This is a genomic window from Paraburkholderia unamae, assembly GCF_003096875.1.
Lineage (GTDB): Bacteria > Pseudomonadota > Gammaproteobacteria > Burkholderiales > Burkholderiaceae > Paraburkholderia > Paraburkholderia unamae.
In genome coordinates, this window is sequence record NZ_QEOB01000034.1 from 26962 (window position 1) to 51665 (window position 24704).

General features: G+C 68.2%; 18 protein-coding genes. 6 read left to right on the plus strand and 12 right to left on the minus strand.

All coding sequences use genetic code 11. The features are described from left to right. Nucleotides 1-154: 154 nt before the first annotated feature. Nucleotides 155-1600 carry a DUF1254 domain-containing protein gene (locus tag C7402_RS41045; protein WP_116614658.1) on the minus strand — a complete coding sequence of 482 codons (1446 nt, stop codon included), beginning with the start codon at nucleotides 1598-1600 and terminating at the stop codon, nucleotides 155-157. Between the two features lie 300 nt (nucleotides 1601-1900). Between C7402_RS41045 and C7402_RS41050 the strand changes: the two genes are divergently transcribed. After that, the gene (locus C7402_RS41050; protein WP_116614627.1) at nucleotides 1901-4372 is read left to right on the plus strand and encodes a heavy metal translocating P-type ATPase; all 2472 of its coding nucleotides are present in this window, start codon (nucleotides 1901-1903) and stop codon (nucleotides 4370-4372) included. Nucleotides 4373-4643: 271 nt separating this feature from the next. Further along, nucleotides 4644-6644: a methyl-accepting chemotaxis protein gene (locus C7402_RS41055; protein ID WP_116614628.1), complete on the plus strand. Its 2001-nt coding sequence runs from the start codon at nucleotides 4644-4646 to the stop codon at nucleotides 6642-6644. 16 nt (nucleotides 6645-6660) lie between these two features. Here the strand turns inward: C7402_RS41055 and C7402_RS41060 are convergent, their stop codons facing one another. The 6 genes from C7402_RS41060 to C7402_RS41080 form a co-directional block, all read right to left on the minus strand. Continuing rightward, nucleotides 6661-7545 (minus strand): peptidylprolyl isomerase, encoded by an 885-nt coding sequence (locus C7402_RS41060; protein ID WP_165842110.1) that lies wholly within the window; start codon nucleotides 7543-7545, stop codon nucleotides 6661-6663. A gap of 217 nt (nucleotides 7546-7762) precedes the next feature. Then, nucleotides 7763-10288, minus strand: a complete 2526-nt coding sequence (locus tag C7402_RS41065) for a penicillin-binding protein 1A (RefSeq protein WP_425273822.1) — start codon at nucleotides 10286-10288, stop codon at nucleotides 7763-7765. Between the two features lie 184 nt (nucleotides 10289-10472). Continuing rightward, nucleotides 10473-10769 (minus strand): hypothetical protein, encoded by a 297-nt coding sequence (locus C7402_RS41070; RefSeq protein ID WP_028202877.1) that lies wholly within the window; start codon nucleotides 10767-10769, stop codon nucleotides 10473-10475. Between the two features lie 112 nt (nucleotides 10770-10881). Further along, on the minus strand, nucleotides 10882-11496 hold the full coding sequence (locus tag C7402_RS41075; RefSeq protein ID WP_112177400.1) for a flavin reductase family protein: 615 nt from the start codon (nucleotides 11494-11496) through the stop codon (nucleotides 10882-10884). A 242-nt stretch (nucleotides 11497-11738) separates the two neighbouring features. Continuing rightward, the gene (locus tag C7402_RS47245) at nucleotides 11739-11894 is read right to left on the minus strand and encodes a hypothetical protein (protein ID WP_165842111.1); all 156 of its coding nucleotides are present in this window, start codon (nucleotides 11892-11894) and stop codon (nucleotides 11739-11741) included. A 221-nt stretch (nucleotides 11895-12115) separates the two neighbouring features. Then, on the minus strand, nucleotides 12116-13039 hold the full coding sequence (locus C7402_RS41080; protein WP_133254639.1) for a hypothetical protein: 924 nt from the start codon (nucleotides 13037-13039) through the stop codon (nucleotides 12116-12118). Between the two features lie 323 nt (nucleotides 13040-13362). Here C7402_RS41080 and C7402_RS41085 point away from each other — a divergent pair, with 323 nt between their 5' ends. Further along, nucleotides 13363-14475 carry an AGE family epimerase/isomerase gene (locus tag C7402_RS41085; RefSeq protein ID WP_116614631.1) on the plus strand — a complete coding sequence of 371 codons (1113 nt, stop codon included), beginning with the start codon at nucleotides 13363-13365 and terminating at the stop codon, nucleotides 14473-14475. A 14-nt stretch (nucleotides 14476-14489) separates the two neighbouring features. Here C7402_RS41085 and C7402_RS41090 read toward each other — a convergent pair whose 3' ends face one another. Beyond that, entirely contained in the window at nucleotides 14490-16052 is a 1563-nt protein-coding gene (locus C7402_RS41090) for a methyl-accepting chemotaxis protein (RefSeq protein WP_112177365.1), read from the minus strand. 290 nt (nucleotides 16053-16342) lie between these two features. Here C7402_RS41090 and C7402_RS41095 point away from each other — a divergent pair, with 290 nt between their 5' ends. The 3 genes from C7402_RS41095 to C7402_RS41105 all read left to right on the plus strand — a co-directional run bounded on the left by C7402_RS41095 (nucleotide 16343) and on the right by C7402_RS41105 (nucleotide 20864). Further along, entirely contained in the window at nucleotides 16343-16786 is a 444-nt protein-coding gene (locus C7402_RS41095; RefSeq protein ID WP_116614632.1) for a PaaI family thioesterase, read from the plus strand. A gap of 151 nt (nucleotides 16787-16937) precedes the next feature. Further along, nucleotides 16938-18707: a ShlB/FhaC/HecB family hemolysin secretion/activation protein gene (locus C7402_RS41100; RefSeq protein WP_116614633.1), complete on the plus strand. Its 1770-nt coding sequence runs from the start codon at nucleotides 16938-16940 to the stop codon at nucleotides 18705-18707. A gap of 48 nt (nucleotides 18708-18755) precedes the next feature. Next, nucleotides 18756-20864 carry a two-partner secretion domain-containing protein gene (locus tag C7402_RS41105; RefSeq protein WP_165842112.1) on the plus strand — a complete coding sequence of 703 codons (2109 nt, stop codon included), beginning with the start codon at nucleotides 18756-18758 and terminating at the stop codon, nucleotides 20862-20864. A 104-nt stretch (nucleotides 20865-20968) separates the two neighbouring features. Here C7402_RS41105 and C7402_RS41110 read toward each other — a convergent pair whose 3' ends face one another. The 4 genes from C7402_RS41110 to C7402_RS41125 form a co-directional block, all read right to left on the minus strand. Beyond that, nucleotides 20969-21817 carry an ureidoglycolate lyase gene (locus tag C7402_RS41110; RefSeq protein WP_116614635.1) on the minus strand — a complete coding sequence of 283 codons (849 nt, stop codon included), beginning with the start codon at nucleotides 21815-21817 and terminating at the stop codon, nucleotides 20969-20971. Nucleotides 21818-21898: 81 nt separating this feature from the next. Further along, a complete protein-coding gene (locus tag C7402_RS41115; protein WP_116614636.1) occupies nucleotides 21899-22642 on the minus strand; it encodes an SDR family oxidoreductase in 744 nt (247 codons plus the stop codon). A gap of 157 nt (nucleotides 22643-22799) precedes the next feature. After that, nucleotides 22800-23657, minus strand: coding sequence for an amidohydrolase family protein (locus C7402_RS41120; protein WP_116614637.1), 858 nt, complete (start codon nucleotides 23655-23657; stop codon nucleotides 22800-22802). Nucleotides 23658-23660: 3 nt separating this feature from the next. Next, nucleotides 23661-24698, minus strand: a complete 1038-nt coding sequence (locus C7402_RS41125; protein ID WP_116614638.1) for an aldo/keto reductase — start codon at nucleotides 24696-24698, stop codon at nucleotides 23661-23663. Nucleotides 24699-24704 lie beyond the last annotated feature (6 nt).

The following is a 24704-nucleotide window of genomic DNA, read 5'->3' on the forward strand; positions in this document are numbered from 1 at the left end:
GGTCCGATAGAAGATCGGACGGCGGTAAAACGCCGCTTTAGGGGGCGCTATTGCGCAACAAGAAGTAACGACGCGCGTGAACGTTGCGCGCTGCATAAACGCGCGGGCGGCGGGACGCTCGATGCGTCCGCGCCGCCCGCGTTGCTGCCTGCGGTTACTGCCGCTCGACGGCGGGCGGCTGCCAGCTGCCGTCGGTCGCCTGCGGCTTCGCGGCGTAGAGGCGCAGCACGAGGCGGAAGTCGCCATGCGGCGCCGGCACCCAGTTCGCCCCGCCGCGCGGACGCTCGGCGCTCACGTGCACGTCGAGCGAGCCGTCGCGGTTGCGCCGCGCGCCGCTGCGGTCGCCGAACGCCACGCGCACGGGCGCGTCGGCATCGAGCGCGCCGTCGGCCGTGTAGGCCGTGATCGACCAGAAGCCGCGCACCGGCGGCATCTGCTTCGCCGTGAAGTGGAGGGTGTAGCGGTTCGCGCCGCTGAGCGGATGACCGTCGCTGTCCTGGCTCACGCGCGCGCGCACTTCGTCGCGGCTCGTCGGCAGGCCGGGCGAGGTGTAGGCGGCGTAGGCGCGCAGCGCGTAGTCGGGGCCGTAGTTGCCCGCGTCGTCGCCCACCCACAGCCAGCCGTTGCCCGCCAGCAGATTGGGCGGCGGCGTCGCGACGCGCGTGCGGCCGTCGGCGAGACCCGCCGTCACGACCGCGGCGTCCTTCGCGCCCGATGGCAGTTGCGCCGGGTCGCCCGCGCGCACGCCGATGTCGTCGAGAATCTTGAGCGCGTGCGAGTCGTCCGATGCGGGCGGGTTGTCTTCCAGCGCCTGGGCAAGCCGGTCGAAGAAGCCGCCCGCGTCGAGCGCCGCCACCTGGGCGAACGGCGTGCCCGACGCGACCGGATCGCCGCTTTGCGTGGCGCCGCCCGGCTCGTTGCCGCGCGCGCCCCGGGCCCCGCGGCTCGCGCGATCGTCCCAGGCGGAAAGCGGCGTTGCCTGCAAGCCGCGCTGCATCTTGCGCACGGCCGCGAGGTCGCCGCCGCCGCGCGTCTGGATGCGCGCGAGGAACCAGACATAGCGCGTGGTCACTTCCACGCGTTTCACCCGCGCGGGCAGCGTGCCCTTCCAGCCGACCGGAATGAACGCAATCGTTTGCGCTTTCAGACCGCTGACATGCTCGCCGGCGGGCGCGGCGCCCGTCGACCAGACCACGTTCGTCCACATGTCGAGCGCGCGCGCGTCCATGTAGCGGCCGTGCGTGTCGGGCAGCGTGACGAGCACGGGTTCGCGCGAAACGTCGAGCCAGCCGCTGGAAGCCAGCGTGTCCAGATTGGGTTCGGGCGGGCTCGATGCGCCGACCGGCGGCAGCGTTTGCGCATGGCGCAGCGTGTTAGGCGCGGCCTGGCCGGGGCCGCTGCCGGTCGCGGCGTCGCGCGACACGTCCATCAGCACGAGCGGATAGCCGAATACGTAGGAGTCGGAGACTTCGTCCTTCACCCAGCCATTGTTCTTCTGCGCCACACCGCCCGGCGCCGAGGCGCATCCGGCGATCAGGGCAACGCAGGCCAGCGCGCAGCCGCGGCGGTACCAAGAGAACTCTCGATGTATTGTTGTCATTTGTTGGTTGTATGTGATGCAGGCGGTCCATGAAGTGACGTCGACCAGCATCCAACGCGACGCGCGGGCCCCCCCAGGGCCGTGGTGAAATGCGCGCAGCATGGAGCCAATGCCGCCGGGTGGTATCGTAGCGCTCGCGCCTGGGCATGAAAAGACCGCAGTGTGGAATATTCCTTTCTGGTCGCCTGACATAAAAGCCCCTACGCGCCAGGGGACAGATTGCCGCGCCCCTTGACCTTCCCATGATGGGAACGTAGATACTGCTTAATACCGATTACAGCAGGTATTCGTATAACCATCATGAACGAACCCCTCGTAGCAGAGCGCACCGAAACCGGCGTGGCCGAACTCGAAATTCACGGCATGACGTGCGCCTCGTGCGCCATGCGTGTCGAGAAGGCGCTGGCGAAGGTGCCGGGCGTCACGCGCGCCTCGGTCAATCTCGCCACCGAAAAGGCCACCGTCGAAGCCGACAGCGGCCTCGCCCCCGCCGCCCTCGTCGCCGCCGTCGAAAAAGCCGGCTACGAAGCCGTGCCCGTCGCCACCGAAACCGCCTCGCTCGCCATTGGCGGCATGACCTGCGCCTCGTGCGCGAACCGCGTCGAGAAAGCGCTCGCGCGCGTGCCCGGCGTGGCCGGCGTGAGCGTGAATCTCGCCACCGAGCAAGCCACCGTCAACCTGCGCGCGCCGCTCACGGGCGCATTGCAGGACCAGCTCGTCGCCGCCGTGAAGAAGGCCGGTTACGAAGCGACGCCGCTCGCCGCCGAAGAAGATGCCGCCGCCCCCGCGAAAAACGCCGCCGCCGGCAACGAGGCGCGCCGCGAATGGCACGCCGTGCTGATCTCGGCCGTGCTCACCGCGCCGCTCGTCTTGCCGATGTTCGGCCACTGGCTCGGCTTCGACTGGATGCTGCCCGCCCCGGCGCAGCTCGCACTCGCCGCCGTCGTGCAGTTCGTGTTCGGCGCGCGTTTCTATCGCGCGGCCTGGAAGGCCGTGCGGGCGGGCGCGGGCAACATGGACCTGCTGGTCGCGCTCGGCACGTCGGCCGCGTTCGGCGTGAGCGTCTACGCGATGCTTGCCCACCCCGGCGACATGGCGCATCTGTACTTCGAAGCGTCGGCCGTCGTCATCACGCTCGTGCGCTTCGGCAAGTGGCTCGAAGCACGCGCCAAGCGCCAGACCACCGACGCGATCCGCGCCCTCAACGCGCTGCGCCCGGACCGCGCGCGTATCCGCATTGACGGAGTAAATGGCGCTAATGCAGAGGAGCGCGAAGTGCCGCTTGCGCAGGTGCGCGTGGGCACCGTCGTGGTCGTGCGCCCCGGCGAGCGCCTGCCCGTGGACGGCGTGGTGCTGGAAGGCCGCAGCCACGTGGACGAATCGCTCATTACGGGCGAAAGCCTGCCGGTGCCCAAGGCGCCCGACGATCCCGTCACGGCCGGCTCGATCAACGGCGAAGGCGCGATCGCGGTGCGCACCACGGCCATCGGCGCGGAAACCACGCTCGCGCGCATCATCCGTCTCGTGGAAAGCGCGCAGGCCGAAAAGGCGCCGATCCAGCGTCTCGTGGACCGCGTGAGCGCCGTGTTCGTCCCCGCGATTCTCGTGATCGCCGCCGTCACGCTGGGCGGCTGGCTCCTTGCGGGCGCGAGCGCCGAAACGGCGATTCTCAACGCCGTGGCCGTACTCGTGATTGCCTGTCCGTGCGCGCTCGGCCTCGCCACGCCCGCCGCCATCATGGCGGGCACCGGCGTGGCGGCGCGCCACGGCGTACTCATCAAGGACGCCGAAGCGTTGGAGACGGCGCACAACGTGAGCGTGGTCGCCTTCGACAAGACCGGCACGCTCACGCTCGGCCAGCCCTCGCTCACCGCGTTCGAAGCGGCCGAAGGCCTCGCGCGCGGCGAAGCGCTCGCGCTCGCTGCCGCCGTGCAGCGGCAAAGCGATCACCCGCTCGCGAAGGCCGTGGTGCAGGCCTATGAGGCTCAGGCGCAAGGGGCCGCGCTGCCCCTCGCCGCGCATGCCCGCGCGGTGCCGGGGCGCGGCGTGGAGGCCGAGGTGAACGGCCGGCTCCTCGCGATCGGCAGCGGCCGCTGGCTCGACGAACTGGCGCTCGCGGTGCCGCCCGCACTCGCGGCGCGCGCGCAGCAACTCGAAGCGGCGGGCAACACGGTGTCCTGGCTCTTCGCCGCGCATGGCGACGGCGTGCTCGCACTGCTCGCGTTCGGCGACACGGTGAAGCCCACGGCGCGCGAAGCGATCGCGAGCCTGAAGGCCTTGGGCATCCGCAGCGTGCTCGTGACCGGCGACAACGCGGGCAGCGCGGCGGCCGTGGCCGCGCAGCTCGGCATCGACGAGGTTCACGCGCAGGTGCTGCCCGACGACAAGGCGTGCACCATTCGCGATCTGAAGATGAAAAGCGGCGGCATCGTCGCGATGGCCGGCGACGGCATCAACGACGCCCCCGCGCTCGCCGCCGCCGACATCGGCATCGCCATGGCCACGGGCACCGACGTCGCCATGCACGCCGCCGGCATCACGCTCATGCGCGGCGACCCGTCGCTCGTCGCGGCCGCCGTCGATATCTCACGGCGCACCTGGCGCAAGATCCAGCAGAACCTGTTCTGGGCGTTCATCTACAACCTGATCGGAATTCCGCTCGCCGCGTTCGGCCTGCTCAACCCGATGCTCGCGGGCGCGGCCATGGCGTTCTCGAGCGTGAGCGTCGTGACCAACGCCCTGCTGCTCAGAACCTGGCGCGCACGGCGCTAAAGACACAAAACGCGCGCGAAATCTCGCCTCACGCGCGACGCCACCCCAGGGCGCAAACCGGTTTCCGGTTTGCGCCCTTTTTCATTTTCCTGGGACGCCGAAGCATCCCGCACTGTGCGAACTCCGGCGGACCTGCCGCTACGCCCCGCATGCGCCATTGCGGGCGTTTTCGCGTGCGTCCCTAAAGGATCGTCCGCGCGCGCCGTAATGCGTCATGCCAGCGCCGCGAAGGCGCAGGTTCCTCTTTCCGTTTTCATCTGGAACCGATTTCATGCTTTCACGCTTTTCAGGCCGCACGAGTGTCGGCGTACGTCTCGCTTTGCTCTCGTGCGTGCTCGTCGCGGCCATCTTCGCGGTCTTCACCCTGGCGCTCACGCACTCGGCCGCCACGCAGGTCGGCGACCAGGTGCGCGCGCGCATCGCCGAGAAAGACCGCTCGGTCGCCTCGTCGATCTCGCTCATCGACGGCGCGCTCGACGCCGAAGTGGACCGCGCGATGACGCTCTTCGCGAGCTTCCTGCCCGGCGACTTCACGCTCGACCCTGCGCAAACGGTCGATATCGCGGGCAAGGCCACGCCGACCTTCAAGTCCGGCGACCACGTGCTGAACCTGGACTTCTCGATTCCCGACCAGTTCCTTGCGCGCAGCGGCGCGATCGCCACGGTGTTCGCGCGCAGCGGCGACGACTTCGTGCGCGTGACCACCTCGCTCAAGAAGCAGGACGGCTCGCGCGCGATCGGCACGCTGCTCGACCGCAAGGGCCCCGCCTACGGGCCCGTTCTCGCCAATCGCACCTATACCGGCCTCGCCCAGTTGTTCGGCAAGCAGTACATCACGCAGTACAAGCCGATTCTCGACGCGAGCGGCCACGTGATCGGCGCACTGTTCGTGGGCGTGGACGTGGGCGCACAAATCGACGCGCTCAAGAGCGAGATCGCCAGGCTCAAGATCGGCGAGAGCGGCTATTACTTCGTGCTGGACGCCTCGGACGGTCCCTCGCGCGGCACCTTCGTCGTCCACCCCGGCGCCGCGGGCCAGCACTACGACGACGCCAACGCGCCCTGGTCGCGCATGCTCGAAGCGCGCGAAGGCACGCTCGACTACACCTCGGCCGACGCGACGCTCGGCGAGCACGACGTGCGCGCGAAGTTCGTCTCGTTCGTGAGCGTGCCGCAATGGCAATGGCTCGTGGGCGGGGTTGCGGTGCGCGACGAGATCATGGCCGACGTGAGCGCCACGCGCGACCGCTTCGCCGCGATCGGGCTCGCGCTGGTCGCGGTGTTTGCGGCGCTCTCCATCTACGCGGCGCGGCGCCTCGTGAGCCGGCCGCTCGACGCCGCCGCGCAGGCCGCCGGCCGGCTCGCCGGGGGCGATCTGACGGTGCGCATCGGCAAGGACGATGGCGGCGGCAACGCCGCTCAAGCTCACGACGCGGCAGGCGCCGACGAGATTGGCCGCCTCACGCACGCGATCGACGGCATTGGCGTCGGGCTCGCGCAGATCGTCGCGCAGGTGCGCGCCGCGACCGCGCAGATGAGCGACGACACTTCGCGCATCGCCCGGGGCAGCGGCGAGATCGCCTCGCGCATCGCGAGCCAGGCGAGCAGCCTGGAGGAAACGGCAGCGAGCATGGAGCAGCTCACTTCCACGGTCCAGCAGAACGCCGACCACGCCTCGCGCGCCAACACCGTGGTGACGAGCGCCGCCGACGCCGCGCTCGACGGCGGGCGCGCGGTGGGCCGCGTGGTGGAAACGATGAACGACATCAGCCGCGCATCGCACAAGATCGCTGAAATTACCGGCGTGATCGACGGCATTGCATTCCAGACCAACATCCTCGCGCTCAACGCCGCCGTGGAAGCGGCGCGCGCGGGCGAGCACGGCAAGGGTTTCGCGGTGGTGGCGAGCGAAGTGCGCGCACTCGCGCAGCGCAGCGCGGCGGCGGCCAAGGAAATCTCGGCGCTGATTGCGGAGTCGTCGGCGACGGTGGAAACGGGCTATCGCATCGCCGGAGAGGCGAGCACGACCATGCACGGCATCGTCGCGCGCGTGGAGGAGGTGCGCTCGATCATCGGCGAGATCAGCGTGGCCTCGCGCGAGCAGTCGGGCGGCATCGAACAGGTGAACATCGCCGTTTCGCAGATCGGCGCGGCCACGCAGCAGAGCGCCGCGCTCGTGGGCGACGCCGAGCGCGCGGCCGCGACGCTCAGCGACCACGCGGCGGCGCTCGCCGAACTGGTTTCGGTGTTCAAGGTGCGCGGCCAGCACTGAGCGGGCCGCGCGGCGCTCACTCGACGATCGTCGCGGTGCGCGCCAATTCGGCCATGCGCTGCCCAAGCGCGGCCTGCATGCCCTCGTCCTGGAGCTGATGGCGAATGTCGTCCTTCGCCGCATTGAACGCGGGCACCTGCATCGGGCGCTTGCCTTCGAGACGCACGACCAGCCAGCCGTCGCCCGCATTGATCGGCTGCGGCGCGGTTTCGCCCGCCTGCAAGGTCGTGATGACCTTCGCGAGCGGCATCGGCACGCCGTGCGTGTTGCCTTCGGTGAGCGGCAGCTTGAAGCTCACCCAGGGCATCTCCCCGCCATTCGCCCTGGTCGGGCCCACGCCGTACTGCTGCGCGAGCGCGGCGGCCGGCTGGCCGGCCTTCAGCGCCTGGATCACCGAGTTCGCGCTGGCCTCGTCGGCCACGGCGATGATCTGCGGCTTGTACTCTTCCTTGCCGAACGTCGCGACCACGGCGTCGTAGCGTGCCTTGACCGCGCTTTCCGTGACTTCCGGCGCGCGCACGTTGTCGACGATCCACGAGCGGATCGCGATGTCGGTCTTCTGGTCGGCGGGTGCCTGGCCGACCTCGGGGCGCTGGTCGTAGTGGGCGCTCACCGCCTGCTGACGCAGCAGCTCGCGGCCGATCAGGTCGTCCTTTATCGCCGCGCGCAGTTGCGGCGTGTCGGCCGTGCCGGTGCGGCTCACGACGTTGCGCACGGCCTCGTTGAGCGTCGATTCGGAGATGACCTGGCCGTTGACGAGCGCGACGGCGCCCGCCGGCAACGCGGCGGACTTCGGCGCGGCGTCAGCCGCGTGCGCGAGCATGGGCAGCAGCGTGCTCGCCGCGACCGAGGTGAAGGAAATCAGGCACAGCCTGCGGATCCATTGAGACATGGGGGACATGGCGGACATTTCGATTGACTCCAGCGTGTTCGGAAAACTGACGCCGAGACACTGGTGGAGGCAATCGGCGAGAGTTGACCGGCGAATCTAGCCGATGTCCGAGTGCAATGCTGTCATGAAATGTCAAGAATCACAGGGTCGCACAGGGAGCTTGCGGCAGGTCAACCGCAAGCCCGGTGTGCACCGCGCCGCCGCGATGAGAACGGCGCGGCGACGGTCATTGCCCCTGTTGCGGCTGCGCCACGGGCGGCGTGTAAGTGGCGTTCGCGCCCGAGGTGTCGGGCTCCGCCACGTCGGGCGTCGGGGTCGGCGCGAGCGCCGGTTCCTGCGCCGGATAGGCGGGCTGCTGCGGGACTTGCGGCGGCGGCGTACCCGACGGCCCGATGATCGGCGGCACGCCCAGCTCGCGCGCGCTCGACGCCGCGCCAGGCGCCGACGCCTCACCCACCCCCGAAGCCGCTGCTCCGCCCGCCACCGAAGCCTCCGACGCCGCCGAAGCCGGCAACGGTGCGGGCGTCACGGCCGGCGCCGTCACACGCGGCGGTGCACGCCGCACCGGCGCGGCCGGCGGCGGCGTCTCGCGCGCGCCAAACAGCTTGTCCATCCACGCGCGCAGCTTCTCGCGGAAGGTCTCGAACGCGCCCGGCGTCACCTCGGTGTCGAAGCGCGCGCGCGAATCGACCAGACGCGCGCGCAACGCACGCTGGTAGAAGTCGCCGACGATCGGCAACGCGCTGCGTGCGCCCTGCCCCCAGTAGTCGTCGAGCGTCACGCGACCGTCGTCGAAACCCACCCAGGCGCCCGCCACAAGCTGCGGCCCCATCAGGATGAACCAGCCGTCGGTGTTGCCCTGGGTCGTGCCGGTCTTGCCCGCCACGTCGGCGCGGATGCCAAAACGCGAGCGGATGGCCGCCCCCGTGCCGCGATTCACCACGTCGCGCATGGTGTCGAGCAGCGTGCGGTCGGCGGCTTCGGAAAGCGCGCGCTCGGGCGAGGCGTCGGCGAATTGCGCGAGCACGTTGCCCTTGCGGTCCTCGATGGTCGTGACCATGCGCGGTTCGAGGTACGCGCCGTCGTTGGCGATCGTGCTGTACGCCGACACCATCTCCTTGAGCGTGACCGGGCTCGTGCCGAGCGCGAGCGACGGCACCGGGTCGAGCTGGCTGTCGCGCACGCCCATCGCGCGCGCGAGGCGCGCAACCTTGTCCGGGCCCACGGTCTGCATGAGCTGCGCCGTGATGCGGTTGCGCGAGTACGCAATCGCGTCGCGCAGCGTCATCGGGCGGTTGCTCGGCGGCACGTCGTCGGTGGGCTTCCAGATTTCGCCGCCCGCGAGCGGAATTTCCACGGGCTGGTCGATGAAGGTGTCGGTCGGCTTCGCGCCCGCCGCATAGGCCGCGCCGTATACGAACGGCTTGAACGTCGAGCCCGGCTGCCGGCGCGCCTGCTGCACGTGGTCGAACGGCTCGTCGGTGAAGTCGCGGCTGCCCACCCATGCCCGGATCTGGCCGTCGCGCGGATCGATCGCGAGGAAGCCCGCCTGCACGTCGGTCTTGTCCTTGCACAGGTTGCGCATGAAGTTGCGGTCGGCGGCGAGATGCTTGAGCGCGTCGGCGTCGTTCGCGCCCGCGTCGCGCGCGCTCTTGTAATCCTGCGTCTCGCGCATGAACGTCGCGAACAGATCGTTGCCGGCCGTGCAGCCGCTGCGCCCGCTCCACGCGCCGTTCGTGATGCCCTGCAACTGGTTCGCGTGCTGGCGCAGCGCGGCGGTCGCCATCTGCTGGAGACGCGAATCGATCGTGGTGCGCACCACGAGGCCATCTGAATAGATGTTGTAGTCGTTGCGGTCGGCCCACGCGATCAGCCACTTGCGCAGTTGCAGCGCGAAATGCGGCGCGGGGCCGGGCGGCTCGGTCTGACGCTCGAAGTCGAGGCGCAGCGGCTTTTTCGAGAGCGTGGCGTACTGCGCGTCGCTCAGCTTGCCGTACTTCACCATCTGGCCGAGCACGGTGTTGCGCCGCGCGAGCGCGCGCTCGGGGTTGATCACCGGGTTGTAATAGGCGTTGCCCTTCAACATGCCGGTGAGCGTAGCCGCTTGCAGGATGTCGAGCTGATCGGCCGACACGCCGAAGTAGGTGCGCGCCGCCATCTCGATGCCGTAGGCGTTGTAGAGGAACGGCACCGTGTTCAGATAGGTTTCGAGAATCTGCTGCTTGCTATACACCGCCTCGATCTTGAACGCCGTGATCGCTTCCTTGATCTTGCGCGTGAGCGTGGGCGCGCGGCCGATCTCGTCGGGATAGAGGTTGCGCGCGAGCTGCTGCGTGATGGTCGAGCCGCCCTGGCGCGCACCCGAGAACGTGTGCAGCGCCGCGCCCGCCGTGCGCTTGAAGTCGATGCCGTGGTGCTCGTAGAAGCGGTGGTCCTCGGTGGCGATCAGCGCGTCGACCATGTGCGGCGAGATCTGCGCGAGCGGCACCCACTCGCGGTTCGAGGGCTTGAACTCGGCGAGCACCTTGCCGTCGGCGGAAAGGATCTGCGCGGGTTCGTCCACGCGCGCCTTGCGGATGTCGCCAATGCCCGGCGTGAACGGAATCAGCACGAGCACGTAGAGCACGACGATCACGGGCAGCGCCGCGGCCGTCATCAGCACGCCGCGCCGCGTGGGATGCCGCAAGTGATGAAGGCCGCGCGCGACGTAGGGGCGGGCGAATTCGCCAAGCCGCGTGGCGGCGGGCTTCAGGCGGGAAAAGAGCTTCGCGATTCGATCGCGGATCAACGGCACGTAACGCTTCACGCGGGCAGGTAGGGTCGGCTGGCAAAGCGTGCATCGTACCAAACTCGCCGGACCGCGCCGCCGTGCCGGCAGCGCAAGCCCGCGTCGGCTCGCGCCGGTTGATAACCGGCCTGGGCGCTCGATGAGCGCGTTACAGCACGAGCGAGAGTGCGATCGACACCCACACCGCCGCCGCGCCGCAAAGAAAGGCGCGGCGCGCCATCAGGAAACGCGATTCGTCGTTGGGCTTCGCGGGCGAGGTGGCAAGCCAGGGCACGCTGCCAAGGCAGGCAAAGCCCGCGAGCGCGATGCCGACAACCACGCGGTCGCCGATGCGCCAGGCCGACGGCTCGTGCAGCCCCCAGTACCCCAAGGCGATCAAGCCGATCGAAAACATCGTCGAGGCGGCCGAACTGAGCGCCACCACCGATCCCGTTGGAGATTGCATGATTGCCTCCCTCGCGCGGTCGGGCCAAGCTGTGGGCCCACACCGTCGGGCCATTATCGGTGCGCGCCCCGCACGCGGCAACGCCGCGCCGGGCCGGGCCGGGCTCGGGCACTCAAGCGCCTGGGCGCACCATCTGGAACATCTCGCCGATCTGCGCGTAGTCGGCGCGATAGCCCGCGCGCATCACGGGCTGGGCGGCGTGCGTGTCGAACAGGCCTTCTTTGAGGAACTCCTCGCGGATATGCACGCCCACCACCTGGCCCAGCGCGAGCCAGTTGTCCATGGGCGTGCCGTCGAGCGCATTGAGCCGCACGATCTGGAGCAGCTTGCATTCGAGCGCCGCGGGCGACTCGGCCACGTGCGGCACCGCGACGCTGCGGCCCGGCGCGGCCGTGAGGCCCGCGAGCGCGAATTCGTCCACGTCGGCGGCGACGGGCGCGGACGTGCGGTTCATCTGCGCGGCCAGCGCCTTCGACGTGAGGTTCCAGACGAATTCGCCGGTCTCCTCGATATTGCCGATGCTGTCCTTGCGGCCCTCGCTACAGAACCCGATGATCGGCGGAAACGTGGCGAATGCGCCAAAAAAGCTGTAGGGCGCGAGATTGAGGACGCCGCCCTTCGAGCGACTCGAAATCCAGCCGATCATGCGCGGCGCGACGATCGCCTTGAACGGGTCGTGCGGCAGGCCGTGGCCGCGGGCCGGGTCGTAGAAGTAGGTATCGGACATGTCGTGAAGCGTTGCGTTGCGGGGTCGCGCGCGTGCCATGCCGGTGTCATGGGGGCAGCGCGTCGATGCGGGCATCACTATGACACGAGCCGCGCGAGCTTGCCGGCGTGCCCGGCGCGGGGCGGCCTCAAACGCAACAAGGCCGGCTCTCTTTCGAGAGCCGGCCTTGTAGACGAAATCAGGCGGTCCGACCGGAGAAGCGCGTTGGGCGGCTCATGCTACCCGAAGCGCTTCAGCTTCGATCAGTCACGCGGCATGCCGAACGGCATGTAGTGCGAACGGCGAACACGTTCCGCTTCGCGGTGACGCGCTTCGTACGAATACTCTGCATCCATCGGCAGATACGGCGACGCGAAGAGGTCGCTCACCTTTTGAAACAGTGCGAGGATAAAGCTCATGGCGACTCCCAGATTGGCTGCGTTCAGGGTTTTCCCTAGGACAGAAACGATTATAGGGTTTTCCCTAGTCAGACGCTAGTGCGACGCAGCAAAAAAACTGCGGCGCGCCGTCGCATAAGGACGAGCGGAAACGATGCGTTGCAGCAAAACAACGCATCGAGTTTCCAGATACGGGGGTGGATTACAGCGCGGGTCGCCTGGTGAGCGGCCCGGTGGACCACTTAGCGAGGCGCCTTCTGGCCCGTTTTTTGGGTGGCTTTTGCGGTGTGGTGAGCCGGAGCAGCGCGGGAGGAACGCGCCGCTGTGTGACGCGCGGGTGCAGGCGTGGCAACCGCTGCGCGGGCCGGAGCCGGAGTTTCCACGGCAACGGCCGGTGTAGCCGCCAGTGTGGCGAGCCGCTGCGAGATGTCATCGAGCGACGACTGCTGCTTCAGGATGAATTGCTCCAGGCGAGCCTGCTCGGCGCGGGACTCGTTTGCGAGGCTGTCGAACCGCACCGATTGCGCGATCCCGAATCCCACCGAAGCCAGCACGGCCGCCGAAGCGGCAACGAGCACCCATTTGAGCCGGCGCGAAGACGCGGCGGCCATGCGGCGCTGGTCGGCAAGCGCCGACTGGAGGGCATCCAGGCGAGTCTCCACTGCGGACGCGGGCGCTTCGGCGCTCGCGTCATCCGCAGCGTGGAACGACGGCTCGGAGAGCGCTGCGGCTGGCAGCGCGACGTCCGCGTCGCCCGTCGCCAGGGTCGGCTCCGCGTCGGCCACGGACGGTGCAGCCGCTCGCTTTGTCCGCGCGGCGCGGCGCGTAGCCGTTGCAGCGGAGGCGTCATCGGCGGACGCCGGTTCGGCTTGCCCGGTCTCGGGCGTTTCGAAACCGCTCAGCGTGGCCTGACGCACGGCTACGCCCTCCACCTCGGCGGCTACGGGCGCACTCGCGGCGTCGTGCTGCTCTTGCTGCGCGTGCGGATCAAGAGAAGGCTCGGCGCCGGGCGCCTGCGCGTTGACAGTGTCGTCGCCGGCGGGCAACCCGGAAGGATCGAACGAAGGGGACGACGGAGACGAAGGGGACGATGCGCGACGCTTCGACGGCGCGCTGCGCTCGGGGCGCGAGGAGCTCAATGATGCGGTATCTGCGTAATCAGCCATGGGTCAACGATGCGGTTCGCGTCGCGCGCCAGCCGGTCACGGCCCCTGCGCGACGTCCTCGTGTTCTGGTTCGAGCGCCCATTGTCGCATGCCGAACCACACCGACAGAGGCTCTCGTCTGACTTATCCGGCATGCATCATCGGGAACCCGCCCGCCCCATCCACAATGCCTTGCGCAAGATCAATCATGAGACTGACGATGACCGCCGCAAGACCGTCCGCCGCCGATCCCCGGCGCCCCCGAATGGCCCGCGCATTTTGCGAATGCGTACAATCGCCGACATCGCTTCTTCCCTGTGACGCGGCCGCCGCGTGCTTGCCCCATGAACACACTCCCGAGCGCAGCGAGCCTGCGTGAGCATTTCGACCGCATCGTCCTGCCGCTGTGGCTCGGGCCCGGCTTCAACGCCGCGCTGCGCCTGCCCTACGAGGCAATCGACGCGGCCGGCGTGCAGCCGCTGCCCGTCACGCGCTACCGGGCGATGGCGTGCGCGCGGCAGCTTTTCGTGTTCTCCCAGGCAAGCGACGCCGCCCAGGCGGCCCACGCCCACACGCTCTTCGAAACATTGCGCCACACCTTCCAGGACCGGGCGCACGGTGGATGGTTCTATAGCGTCGACGCCACGGGCGCACCGCTCGACACCACCAAGGACCTCTACACGCACGCCTTCGTGGTGTTCGCGAGCGCCGCCTACGGCCAGCGCTTTGGCGAATCCGCGGCGCTCGACCTCGCGCGCGAGACCTCGTCGCTGATCGTCGATCGCTTCGCTGCCCGCGACGGCCTGCTGAACGCGGCGCTCGACGCGTCCTTCGCGAGCGTCACCGGCGCGCCGCTGCAAAATCCGCTGATGCACCTCACCGAAGCCTGGCTCGCCGCAAGCGACGCCACCGGCGACGCCGCGTTCGACACGGCCGTCACGCGCCTCGCCGAGGCGCTCGCGCGCGCATTCCTGCACGAGCCCACGGGCTGCATCGCCGAATTGCCGATTGGCGCGGCGGACAACCGGCTCGAACCGGGCCACCAGTTCGAATGGTTCTGGCTGGCGTCACGCGCGGGCGCGCGGCTGGGCGACTCGGGCCTCGATGAAGCGCTCGCGCGCGCCTTCGCTTTCGCGCAAAAGCACGGCGTGGAAGCCGAGCGTGGAACCGTGGCGGCGGCGCTCGACGAACAAGGCCGCGTGATCGATGCGACGCAGCGCATCTGGGCGCAGACGGAATACTTGCGCGCGCTCGCCACGCATGGCGACGCAGGCGTGCGCGCGACGCTCGCGCCGCAGATCGCGCGCTTCGCGCCGCGCTTTCTCACGCCGCAAGGCTGGGTGGAATGCCGCGCGGCCGACGGCGAGGTGGCGCGCGCCGACATGCCGTCGACCACGCCTTACCACCTTCTCACCGCCTACCAGAGCATGAGCGCCCAAGCTCGCCAGGCGGATTAAGGCAGCCTGGGCGCTCAGCCCGCCGCCAGCACCGCCGGCGAAATCTCGAACGCCGCCACGGCCTCTGAAAGCTGGCGCGTTTGCTGATGGAGCGAAGCCGCCGCAGCCGCGGCCTCCTCCACGAGCGCCGCGTTCTGCTGGGTCATCTGGTCCATCTGCGAGACGGCCTGATTGACCTGGTCGATGCCGGCGCTCTGCTCCAGCGACGACGCGCTGATGCCCGCCATCATCTGCGTCGCCCGCGAGATCGAGTTCGACACCTCGCGCATCGCGTCGCCCGCGCGCTCCACGAGTTCCGAGCCGCCGCGAATCTGCGCAACCGACTCGCTGATGAGCGTCTTGATCTCCTTGGCCGACTGCGCGCTGCGCTGCGCGAGCCCGCGCACCTCGCCCGCCACGACCGCGAAGCCCCGGCCCTGCTCGCCCGCCCGCGCGGCTTCCACCGCCGCGTTCAACGCGAGAATATTGGTCTGGAAGGCAATGCCGTCGATCACACCGATGATCTCCGCGATCTTGTCCGAGCTTTGCGCGATGCCGCGCATGCGCTCGACCACCTCGCCCACCACCGCGCCGCCGCGCCCGGTCGCGTCGAGCGCCGCCTCGGCCAGCGTGTTCGCTTCGCGCGCGTTCTCCGCCGTATTGCGCACCGTGCCCGTGAGTTCCTCCATGCTCGCCGCCGTTTGCTCGAGCGAAGCCGCCTGCGATTCGGTGCGCGCCGACAAGTCGGCGTTGCCCGTGGCGATCTCGTCGGCGCCCACGTGGATCGAGCCCGCCGTCTCGCGCACCGTGTGCACCGTGCGCGCGAGACTCGACTGCATCAGCGCGAGGCCCTGGAACAGCCGGCCGATCTCGTTGTCGCCGCGCGCCGCCACGCGCTCGTCGAGCCGCCCGCGCGCGATGCGCTCGAAATGGCGGCCCGCTTCCTCCAGCGGCGCCACCACGCCGCGCCGCAGCGCGATGTGCACGCCCGTCGCGAGCGCGATCAGCACGACGAGGATGAAGAGGCCCACGCCCTGGAACAGCGCGAGACGCGAATCGATCGAATCGAGCGAGGCCCGGCTCGCCGCGCCGCTGAACTGCGTAAAGGCGTGCAGCTCGGCGAGATAAGCGTCCTGATACGACTGCGTGGGCTGGTCGAGAAACGCCTGGAGATTGTTGCCGTTGAGGTCGTCGCCGAGTTCGCCGAGCGCCTTGCGCAGCACCTGGTAGCGCTGCGCGAGCGCGGCGATGCGCGCGCGGTCCTCGTCGCTGATCGGCGGCACGGCCATGAGCGTCTCGAACGCGTGGTCGGCGGCGCTCAGTTGCTCGCGCGCGTGGTCGACGATATCGGTGGGAACGGTGCCGCCACGCACCATGCGCGTGCCCGCGCGCGAGAGATTGATGCGGGCGTCCATCAGATGCTGGGTGGTTTCGTTGGCGGCGCTCGCCTGGCGCAATGCCACTTTGGAGAGGTCGGCCACGTCGTCATGCGTGCGCGTGAGCGACCAGTAACCGAGTCCTGCGGTGACGAGCTGCAATACGCAGAACGCAACGAGAACGCATAACAGGCCGGATGCGACCTTGATCTTGCTGAACAATTGGACACCTGGGATAGCAGTGAATGAGCGGCGCGCAAGCATGTGATCGCTCGCGCCCGCTCTGCGTTTACGGCCGCGAAAACGTTGTTTTGAGCCCTGAACCGTGAATAAACCGTGAAAAACAGCCCCAAAATGCGCAATGAGTTATTTCAGAAACGATCCATTTGGCATTTCACGCATTTCTCGCAACAATGCGCGCGGGGTTTCATTCGATTCACCTTGACTAGGCCGTGGAGCGCTTCCTACAGTGGTTAGGAAACCACGCGGGGGTAGACCCAGGGAACGCGACGATGACAGACCTTTTGGATCGTGCACGCGGCGCGCTGCACGCGCAGCCGTTCAGCGTGCTGCTCGGCACCGAACTCATGCACGTGGGGGCCGACGAACTGACCCTGCGCCTGCCCGTACGCGAAGACCTCAGGCAACAACACGGTTTCGTGCACGGCGGGGTGATCAGTTATCTCGCCGACAATGCGCTGACCTTCTCCGGCGCGCTCGCACTCGGGCCGCGGGTGGTGACGGCGGAATTCAAGATCAACTATCTGCGCCCGGTGCTCAAGGGCACGCTCATGGCGCGGGCCCGCGTGGTGCACTCGGCGCGCTACCAGGCCACCTGCCAGTGCAGCGTGTACGTGATGGAAAACGGCGACGAACGGTTGGTGGCGATCGCGCAGGGAACAGTCAACCGTATGTCGGAAGCGGGCGCGCCGGAAGAGAGACCGCAGACGGGCTGAAAGACACGCTCGCAAGCACTGCGCACAAATCAGGCAAAATTGCGAAACAAGGATAAATGCAGGGAAAGACCGCATATTTCAAAATCATTACGCTTGATTTCGATTTGTAACGAATCTACGCTGCGGCCGTTTACTCGACGAGAACGCCGCAGTGTCGCCCTCCAGCAAGACCACGATCGCCGTCGCAACCCTGGCTCTGTACAGCCTGCCCTCGTTCGCGCAAAGCGAAGGCCTCGTCGTCGACGCTTTGCCGGGCGCCGACACTCAGCGCTTGCAGCAACAGCGCATCGAAGCCACGTCGACCAACGGCGCGCTCGCCAATGCGCTCGATCAAGATGCGTCGAGCAAGGGTGCGGGCGCGGCGGATCTCGCGCATCTGCCCGCCGAAACGCCGTGCTTCGCGATCGGCAAAGTCGAACTTGCCAATAATCCGTTTCGCTCACTGGAGCGCGTGGTCGCGCCTGTCGTGGGCCAATGCGTCGGTGTGGACGGTCTCAAGGTCGTGCAGGATACGGCCGCCAATGCGCTGATCGCCGACGGCTACGTGACTTCGCGCGTGACCGTGCCCGCGCAATCGCTCGCCTCCGGCACGCTCAGGCTCGACGTGATGGCCGGGCGCGTTGGCGAAGTCCGCGATGCGACGGATACGGCGAGCGACGCGGAAAACGACACGCGCAACGGCAAGCATAACGAAGCGATCGGCACGCTGGCGCGCGCGTTGCCGCTGCGCGGGGGCGACCTGCTCGATCAGCACGGCATCGACCAGGGGCTGGAGAACATTCGGCGGCTCTCGTCCCAGGCCGACGCACGTTTCGACATTCTGCCCGGCGCCGACCCCGGCGAGTCGGACATCGTCCTCGTTCCCGGCGATGGAAAGCGCTGGCACGCGGCGCTCGGCTACGACAATGCCGGCCAGATCGCAACCGGCAGGAATGAAATATATGGAATCCTTACCATCGACTCGCCGCTGCATCAGTACGATCAGTTGCAGGTCTCCGGTCTCACGAACGCCAACCGCGGAGCGCCGGGCTTGGGGGCCACCCAGGCCAGCGCTTCGTACAGCGTGCCGCTCGGTTATACGATGCTTTCGCTCGACGCGTACCGCACGAGCTATCTCCAGACACGCTCGTTCACGTTCGGCGACGTACAGTACACGGGCGAGCAAAAAGGCGCGGGCGTGAAGCTTTCACGCATGGTGCAACGCGGCGCGAAGTCGCGCACCGAATTGAGCGCACGCCTGTATCGCGCGATCAATCACAACTACGTGCAGGACACGCTGGTCGACGTGCAGGACCGCGACGTCTACGGCTATGAACTGGGCGTCTCGCACCGCCACTACTTCGGCCGCGTGCAGGTGGACGCCGCGCTCGGCTGGCGCGCGACGCTGCCCGGCGTCTCGCGCCAGCCCGGCTATGTGCTCAACGACGACGGCTTCAATGGCCGCGAGCAGATCGAAACCGCTTCGGTTTCCGTGCTCGCGCCGTTTCGCGTGGCCAATCAGCCGTTCTCGTATCAATTCACGTGGACGAGGCAAAACGCGCGCACACGCGTCACCTCGCCCGACTTCTTCACGATCGGCACCCGCTATGCCGTGCGCGGCTTCGACCAGCAAACGACGCTCGCAGCGGAAAACGGCTGGACCGTATCGAACGAACTCGACTGGTACGCGCCTACGTCCATCGGCGTGCAGGCGTTGTATGTGGGCCTCGACGCCGGCCGCGTGAGCGGACCGACCGCGCCGTACCTGACGGGTGACACCCTGGTGGGAACCGTGGTGGGCGTGCGAGGCACGCTTGCGCCGAAGAACCGCCTCTCGGCCGGCGTCAACTATGACGTCTCGCTCGGTTGGCCGCTCTACAAGCCCAACGCGTTTCCAAACCGCACGCCCACCCTGCTCGTTCAGGTCACCGCAGTCGTCTGAACGACTCCGCCTTTATCCATGCTGCGTTATGTAAAGGAAATAATAAGTATGACAAAGCAATATCGCAACAACGCCCAACACGCCGGCAGCACCCTCTGGTTCGCGGCTCGCGCGAGCGCCTTCGCCGCGCTGTGCGCGTTCGGCATGCAGCCGCTCGTGGCCAGCGCGCAAGCCACGCTGCCCATTACCGTGGACACGGGCGCAGCCGTGCGCCCCTCGCTCGGCACATCGGGCAACGGCACCCAGGTCGTCAACATCGTCGCGGCAAATGCGGCCGGCGTCTCGAACAACCGCTTCGCGCAGTATAACGTCGGCACCGGCGGCGTGATCCTGAACAACGCCACGAAGGCCGCGCAAACGCAGACGGGCGGCGCCGTGCAGGCCAACGCCGCACTCGGCGGACGCAGCGCGAACCTCGTGCTCATGCAGGTCACCGGCGGCCAGGCGTCGCAACTGCTCGGCACCACGGAAGTCGCGGGCCAGGGCGCCAACGTCGTGCTCGCCAATCCGGCCGGCATCACGTGCTCGGGCTGCGGCTTCCTGAACGCGCCGCGCGTCACGCTCGCCACCGGCACGCCCACGCTCAACGCGGACGGCTCGCTGGGCGCCATCGACGTCAAGCAAGGCACGATCTCGGTGGCAGGCAACGGCCTGAACGGCTCGTCGAGCGCCGTGGACCTGATCGCGCGTGCGATCACCGTCAACGCGCAGGTGCGCGGCAAGTCGATCGATGCGATGGCGGGCGCGAACCGTGTCGACTACGCGTCGAAGACTGCGACCGCGCAGGCGGGCACGGGCGCGAAGCCGGAAGTGGCGATCGACGTGCAGTCGCTCGGCAGCATGTACGGCGACGGCGCGGTGCGCATGGTCGGCACCGAAGCGGGCGTTGGCGTGCGCGACAACGGCGCGCTCACGTCGCTCACGGGCAACCTGAGCATCGCTTCGAACGGCGACGTGACGATCGGCTCGCCCGCACGCGTGAAAGCCGGTGACAGCGTGAATATCAGCGGCGCGAACGTGCGCAACGACGGCGCGATTTCGGCGCAAGGCGTGGGCATCAACGCGCAAAGCTCGCTGACCAGCGCGGGTTCAGTGGAGGGCACGCGCGAAGCCATGCTGGGCGGCAACCAGTTGACGCTCTCGGGCGGCAGCGTCAAGGGCGGCGCGGTCACGCTTCAGGGCGCGAACGTGAGCAACCAGGGCGCAACCGTCAGCGCCGCCCGGCAGCTGAACGTGACCGGCAACCGCGTCAACAACGCGGGCACGCTGAACTCGACCGGCGATATGCGTATCAATGTCAGCGACACCTTCTCCAACGCCAAGGGCACGGTCCTCGCACAGAACAGCGTGCTGTTCAGCGGCGGCACGCTCGACAACAGCAACGGCAAGATCGCTGCGACCACGGGCACCGTGGCGGCGCAGACGGCGCGTGTCGTCAACGCGAATGGCACGATGCGCGCGGGCGACATGCTGTCGATCGACGCGCAAAACGTGGACAACACGAAGGGCACGCTCGCGTCGGCGGGCAACGCGACGATCGGCGCAGGCTCTGGCCTCAACAACACGGACGGCGTGATCGACGTCGCCAAAAGCGCGAGCGTTCGCACGTCGGGCACGCTGCTGAACACGCGTGGCAGCCTGAAGGCTGGCGACCTGGCCGCGCTGGAAGCACGCAGTCTCGACAACCGTAACGGCACGCTGTCGACCACGCGCGGTTCCGCGCAGATCAACGCGCAAGAGATCCTGAACGGCAACGGCCACATCACGACGGCCGACCGCCTGAGCGTGAACGCGAGTTCGCTCGACAACACGGCCGGCACGATCGCTATGCAGGGCCCGTCCACCATCGACGTGAACGGCAAGCTCGTCAACGACCGTGGCTCGATCGTTTCGAAGACGTTCGTCACGGGCACGGTGGGCTCGCTGTCGAACGCGGGCGGCACGATCTCCGGCGACATCCGCGTACGCTCCGGCAACGGCAACATCGTGCCGCCGGTGCCGCAACCGGACGCCAACCCGAGCGCATTCGATCCGGGCCCGGGCTACCTGCGCGTCGCGATGAAGGACTACGACCCGAACAAGTATCAGTCCGGCTTCTTCGGCCCGGACGGCTATTTCTACGCTAAGGTCGGCACGACCCTGCAAGCCATGCGCTAAGCGCCGCGTCCGCGCCACACACGCGGACATGACCGCCTGACGCAAACGGGCCCCGGCACGCATGACCGCGTGCCGGGGCCCGTTACGTTCCACCCGGTGCGCGCTTACTCGGCGGCGCGGGTTTTCTGCTGCTGCTCGCCAAGGCCTTCAATGCCAAGGCGCACCGTCTGCCCCGGCTTCAGAAACACGGGGTTCGGCTTCACGCCCATGCCTACGCCCGGCGGCGTGCCGGTGGAAATCACATCGCCCGGTTGCAGGCTCATGCACTGCGACAGATACGAAACGAGCTTCGCGACCGAGAAGATCATCGTGCGCGTGCTGCCGTTCTGGTAGCGGTGGCCGTCCACTTCGAGCCACATGGAGAGATTCTGCGGATCGGCTACTTCATCGCGCGTGACGAGCCACGGGCCGGTCGGGCCGAAGGTGTCGAAGCCCTTGCCCTTGTCCCACTGGCCGCCGCGCTCGATCTGCCATTCGCGCTCCGAAACGTCGTTGATCACGCAATAGCCCGCCACGTAGTTCAGCGCATCGGCCTCGCTCACGTTCTTCGCGTGCTTGCCGATCACCACGCCCAGTTCCACTTCCCAGTCGGTCTTCTTCGAGCCGCGCGGAATGTCGATGTCGTCGTTCGGGCCGACAATGGCGCTCGTCCACTTGTTGAAGACGACCGGCTCGCTCGGCACCGGCATGCCCGACTCGGCCGCGTGGTCGGCATAGTTCAGGCCGATACACACCATCTTGCCGATGTGGCCCACGCAAGGCCCGATGCGCGGATTGCCCTCGACGAGCGGCAGCGTTTCCGGATCGATCGTGCGCAGTTGCGCGAGACCGGCATCGGAAAGCACGTCGCCCGCAATGTCGGCCACGTTGCCCGAGAGCGCGCGAATGTGGCCTTCGGCGTCGAGCAGGCCCGGTTTTTCGTGGCCCTTCGGGCCATAGCGAAGCAGTTTCATCGTCTGTGTTCCTTGAGTGTCTGAGTGCTATGCAGTCGGTCAGAATTCCTGGGGCGAAGTTTGCGGTCTATCGCGGTCTAACTAGTTAGACCACCCGCCGTCGATCACATGCGCCTGGCCGGTCGTGAAACCCGATTCGTCGGAGGCCAGGTAAAGCGCGAGCGCCGCGATTTCCTCGGGCTTGCCCACGCGCCCCATCGGCTGGCGCGCGACGAATGCGGCGCGCGCCGCGTCAACGCTCGTGCCCTGCGCCGCCGCCTGGCTTGCGATGCGCTCCTCCAGCGAGGGCGAGGCCACCGTGCCGGGGCAAATCGCGTTGCAGCGGATGCCGCGCGTCACGAAGTCCGCGGCCACCGCCTTCGTCAACCCTATCACAGCCGCCTTCGAAGCGCCGTACACGAAGCGGTTGGGCACGCCCTTCACGCTCGACGCCGCCGACGACATGTTGATGATCGACCCGCCGCCCGCCTCCAGCATGCCCGGCAGGAAGGCGCGGATGGTCCGGTACATCGCCTTCGCATTGAGGTTGAACGCGAAGTCCCAGTCCTCTTCACTCGCTTCCAGTATCGAGCCCGCGTGCACGAAGCCCGCGCAGTTGAACAGCACGTCGACCGTGCCCACTTCCTTTGCCAGCGCCGCGATGGCCGCGCCGTCGAGCACGTCGAGCTTGCGCGCCTCGACCGGCAGCGCCGCAAGCGCGTCGATACGGATGTCCGTGGCGATCACGCGCGCGCCTTCGCGCGCGAACAGTTCGGCGGCCGCGTAGCCAATGCCCTGGCCCGCCGCGGTGATCAAGGCCGTCTTGCCGGCCAGTCTTTGTACCATCTGCCACTCCGGTTGGAAGCGCGGCACGGCGATACCCGGTATTGCAGTAGACGCACCATGCCGCGATCGAGCGATGAAATCGCGGGAAGAAGTCGGGATGACGCAAAGGGCCATTATGGCGACGCAGGCGCGCCTCGTGGCGTTCGACGAACGTTTTCTAACCGGCTGGATCGGCCCCAAGCCGATAGAAAGCCGCCGCGTTGCCGCCGAACACGGCCGCGCGCTCGTCAGAGGAAAGCGCCTTCGTGAACCGCTGGGCGCTGGCGTGCCAGCGCTCGTAGTCGCCGTTGAGGTTCAGCACGGGCCAGTCGCTGCCCCACATGAGGCGTTGCGGGCCGAACGTCGCGAGCAGATGCGCAACCCACGGCGCAAGCGTAGCGTCGTCCCAGCCGGGCGCCGCCTCGGTGGCGAGCCCCGAAAGCTTGCAATGCACTTGCGGGAACTGCGCGAAGCGCGCGATGGCCCGCGCCCACGCCGCATAGCCGCGCTCGCCGCCCGCCGCGATGGGCGGCTTCGCGCCATGATCGATCACCACGCGCAGCGCGGGATGTCGCGCGAGGAACGTGGCGAGCGCCGCCTCGTGGCGCGTGAAAACCAGCGCATCGAAGGCGAGGTCGTGCGCGATGAGCGCGTCCACGGCACGCGCGGTGTCGGCCTTCGCGATCCAGTCGTCGTCGGGCAAGTCCTGGAGCATGGGCCGCACGCCGCGCAGCTTCGGCTCGCGCGCGAGTTCGGCGATCAAGGCGGCCGCGTGCGGGTCGTCGAGCGGCACCCAGCCCACCACGCCCGCAATCGATGGCTCGTCGCGCGCGAGATCGAGCAGCCAGCGCGTTTCCTCGACCGTGGGCGCGGCCTGCACGACCACCGTGCGCGCTACGCCGCACGACGCGCGCAATGGCGCGAGATCGGCCGGAACGAACACGCGATAGAGCGCGCTCAGCGAAGGCGTGAGCCAGCCGTAATCGCCGCGCGCGGGGTCCCAGTAGTGCTGGTGGGCGTCGATGAGGTCGGACATGGCTCAGGCCTGCGGCAACGGCGCGCGCGGATCGACGAGGCCCTTGTCGCGCAGCGCGAGCCACAACTCACGGGGCAACGGCGTTTCGAACGAGGCAACGTTCTCGCGCACCTCCTGCGGGCTGCGCGCGCCGTTGAGCACCGTCGCCACGGCCGGGTGCGCGTAAGGAAACTGGAGCGCGGCCGCCGCGAGCGGCGCGTCGTAGGTCCGGCAAATCGTATCGAGCCGTGCAACGCGCTCGATCACCTCTTGAGGCGCATCGCCGTAGTTGAACTTGAGTTCGCCAAGCAGCCCGTGCGCGAGAATGCCCGAGTTGAATGCGCCGCCCAGCAGGATGCTTACGCCCTTCTTTTCGCACTCCGGCAGCAAGTCGTCGAGCGGCGCCTGTTCGAGCAACGTATAACGGCCCGCCAGCAGCGCGCAGTCGATGTCGAATTCGCGCATCGCCTCGCGTATCACTTCGCGTTCGTTCACGCCAAAGCCGATCGCCTTCACGACGCCCGCCGAGCGCAGTTCGTCGAGCGCCTTGAAGCCGCTTTCGCTCAGTTGCCGCCAGTAAAGTTCGTTACGCTCGCCGTGCGTATATCGCCCGATATCGTGCACGAGCAGGATGTCGATATCGACGAGGCCAAGCCGCTGCTGGCTGTCCTCGAACGACCGCAGGATGCCGTCGCGCGTGTAGTCGAAGATCGCCTCGAAGGGCAACGGGTTTTGCCAGCCTTCGCTGCCGTCGTAGGCGTGCGTGCGCGGCACGAAATGGCGGCCCACCTTGGTCGAAAGCACGTACTCGTTGCGCGCATAGCGCCGCAGCGCCGCGCCAAGGCGATGCTCGGCCTTGGTGTGGCCGTAGTGCGGCGCGGTGTCGAAGAAACGCACGCCCGCTTGCCACGCGGCATCGACGGTGGCCTGCGCCTCCTCCTCGGTAAGGTCGCGATACAGGCCGCCGAGCGGCGCGGTGCCGAGACCCAATGCGCTGACTTCGAGCGCCGTGCGGCCGATGCGGCGCCGGTGCGCCACCTTGGGATGTTGCTCCTGCGCCATCGCGTG

Excerpts from the sequence above, each read along its gene's own strand:
- C7402_RS41045 (WP_116614658.1), bottom strand. The coding sequence starts at position 1,600 with ATGACAACAATACATCGAGAGTTCTCTTGGTACCGCCGCGGCTGCGCG.
- C7402_RS41050 (WP_116614627.1), top strand. The coding sequence starts at position 1,901 with ATGAACGAACCCCTCGTAGCAGAGCGCACCGAAACCGGCGTGGCCGAA.
- C7402_RS41055 (WP_116614628.1), top strand. The coding sequence starts at position 4,644 with ATGCTTTCACGCTTTTCAGGCCGCACGAGTGTCGGCGTACGTCTCGCT.
- C7402_RS41060 (WP_165842110.1), bottom strand. The coding sequence starts at position 7,545 with ATGTCCCCCATGTCTCAATGGATCCGCAGGCTGTGCCTGATTTCCTTC.
- C7402_RS41070 (WP_028202877.1), bottom strand. The coding sequence starts at position 10,769 with ATGCAATCTCCAACGGGATCGGTGGTGGCGCTCAGTTCGGCCGCCTCG.
- C7402_RS41075 (WP_112177400.1), bottom strand. The coding sequence starts at position 11,496 with ATGTCCGATACCTACTTCTACGACCCGGCCCGCGGCCACGGCCTGCCG.
- C7402_RS47245 (WP_165842111.1), bottom strand. The coding sequence starts at position 11,894 with ATGAGCTTTATCCTCGCACTGTTTCAAAAGGTGAGCGACCTCTTCGCG.
- C7402_RS41080 (WP_133254639.1), bottom strand. The coding sequence starts at position 13,039 with ATGGCTGATTACGCAGATACCGCATCATTGAGCTCCTCGCGCCCCGAG.
- C7402_RS41085 (WP_116614631.1), top strand. The coding sequence starts at position 13,363 with ATGAACACACTCCCGAGCGCAGCGAGCCTGCGTGAGCATTTCGACCGC.
- C7402_RS41095 (WP_116614632.1), top strand. The coding sequence starts at position 16,343 with ATGACAGACCTTTTGGATCGTGCACGCGGCGCGCTGCACGCGCAGCCG.
- C7402_RS41105 (WP_165842112.1), top strand. The coding sequence starts at position 18,756 with ATGACAAAGCAATATCGCAACAACGCCCAACACGCCGGCAGCACCCTC.
- C7402_RS41110 (WP_116614635.1), bottom strand. The coding sequence starts at position 21,817 with ATGAAACTGCTTCGCTATGGCCCGAAGGGCCACGAAAAACCGGGCCTG.
- C7402_RS41115 (WP_116614636.1), bottom strand. The coding sequence starts at position 22,642 with ATGGTACAAAGACTGGCCGGCAAGACGGCCTTGATCACCGCGGCGGGC.
- C7402_RS41120 (WP_116614637.1), bottom strand. The coding sequence starts at position 23,657 with ATGTCCGACCTCATCGACGCCCACCAGCACTACTGGGACCCCGCGCGC.
- C7402_RS41125 (WP_116614638.1), bottom strand. The coding sequence starts at position 24,698 with ATGGCGCAGGAGCAACATCCCAAGGTGGCGCACCGGCGCCGCATCGGC.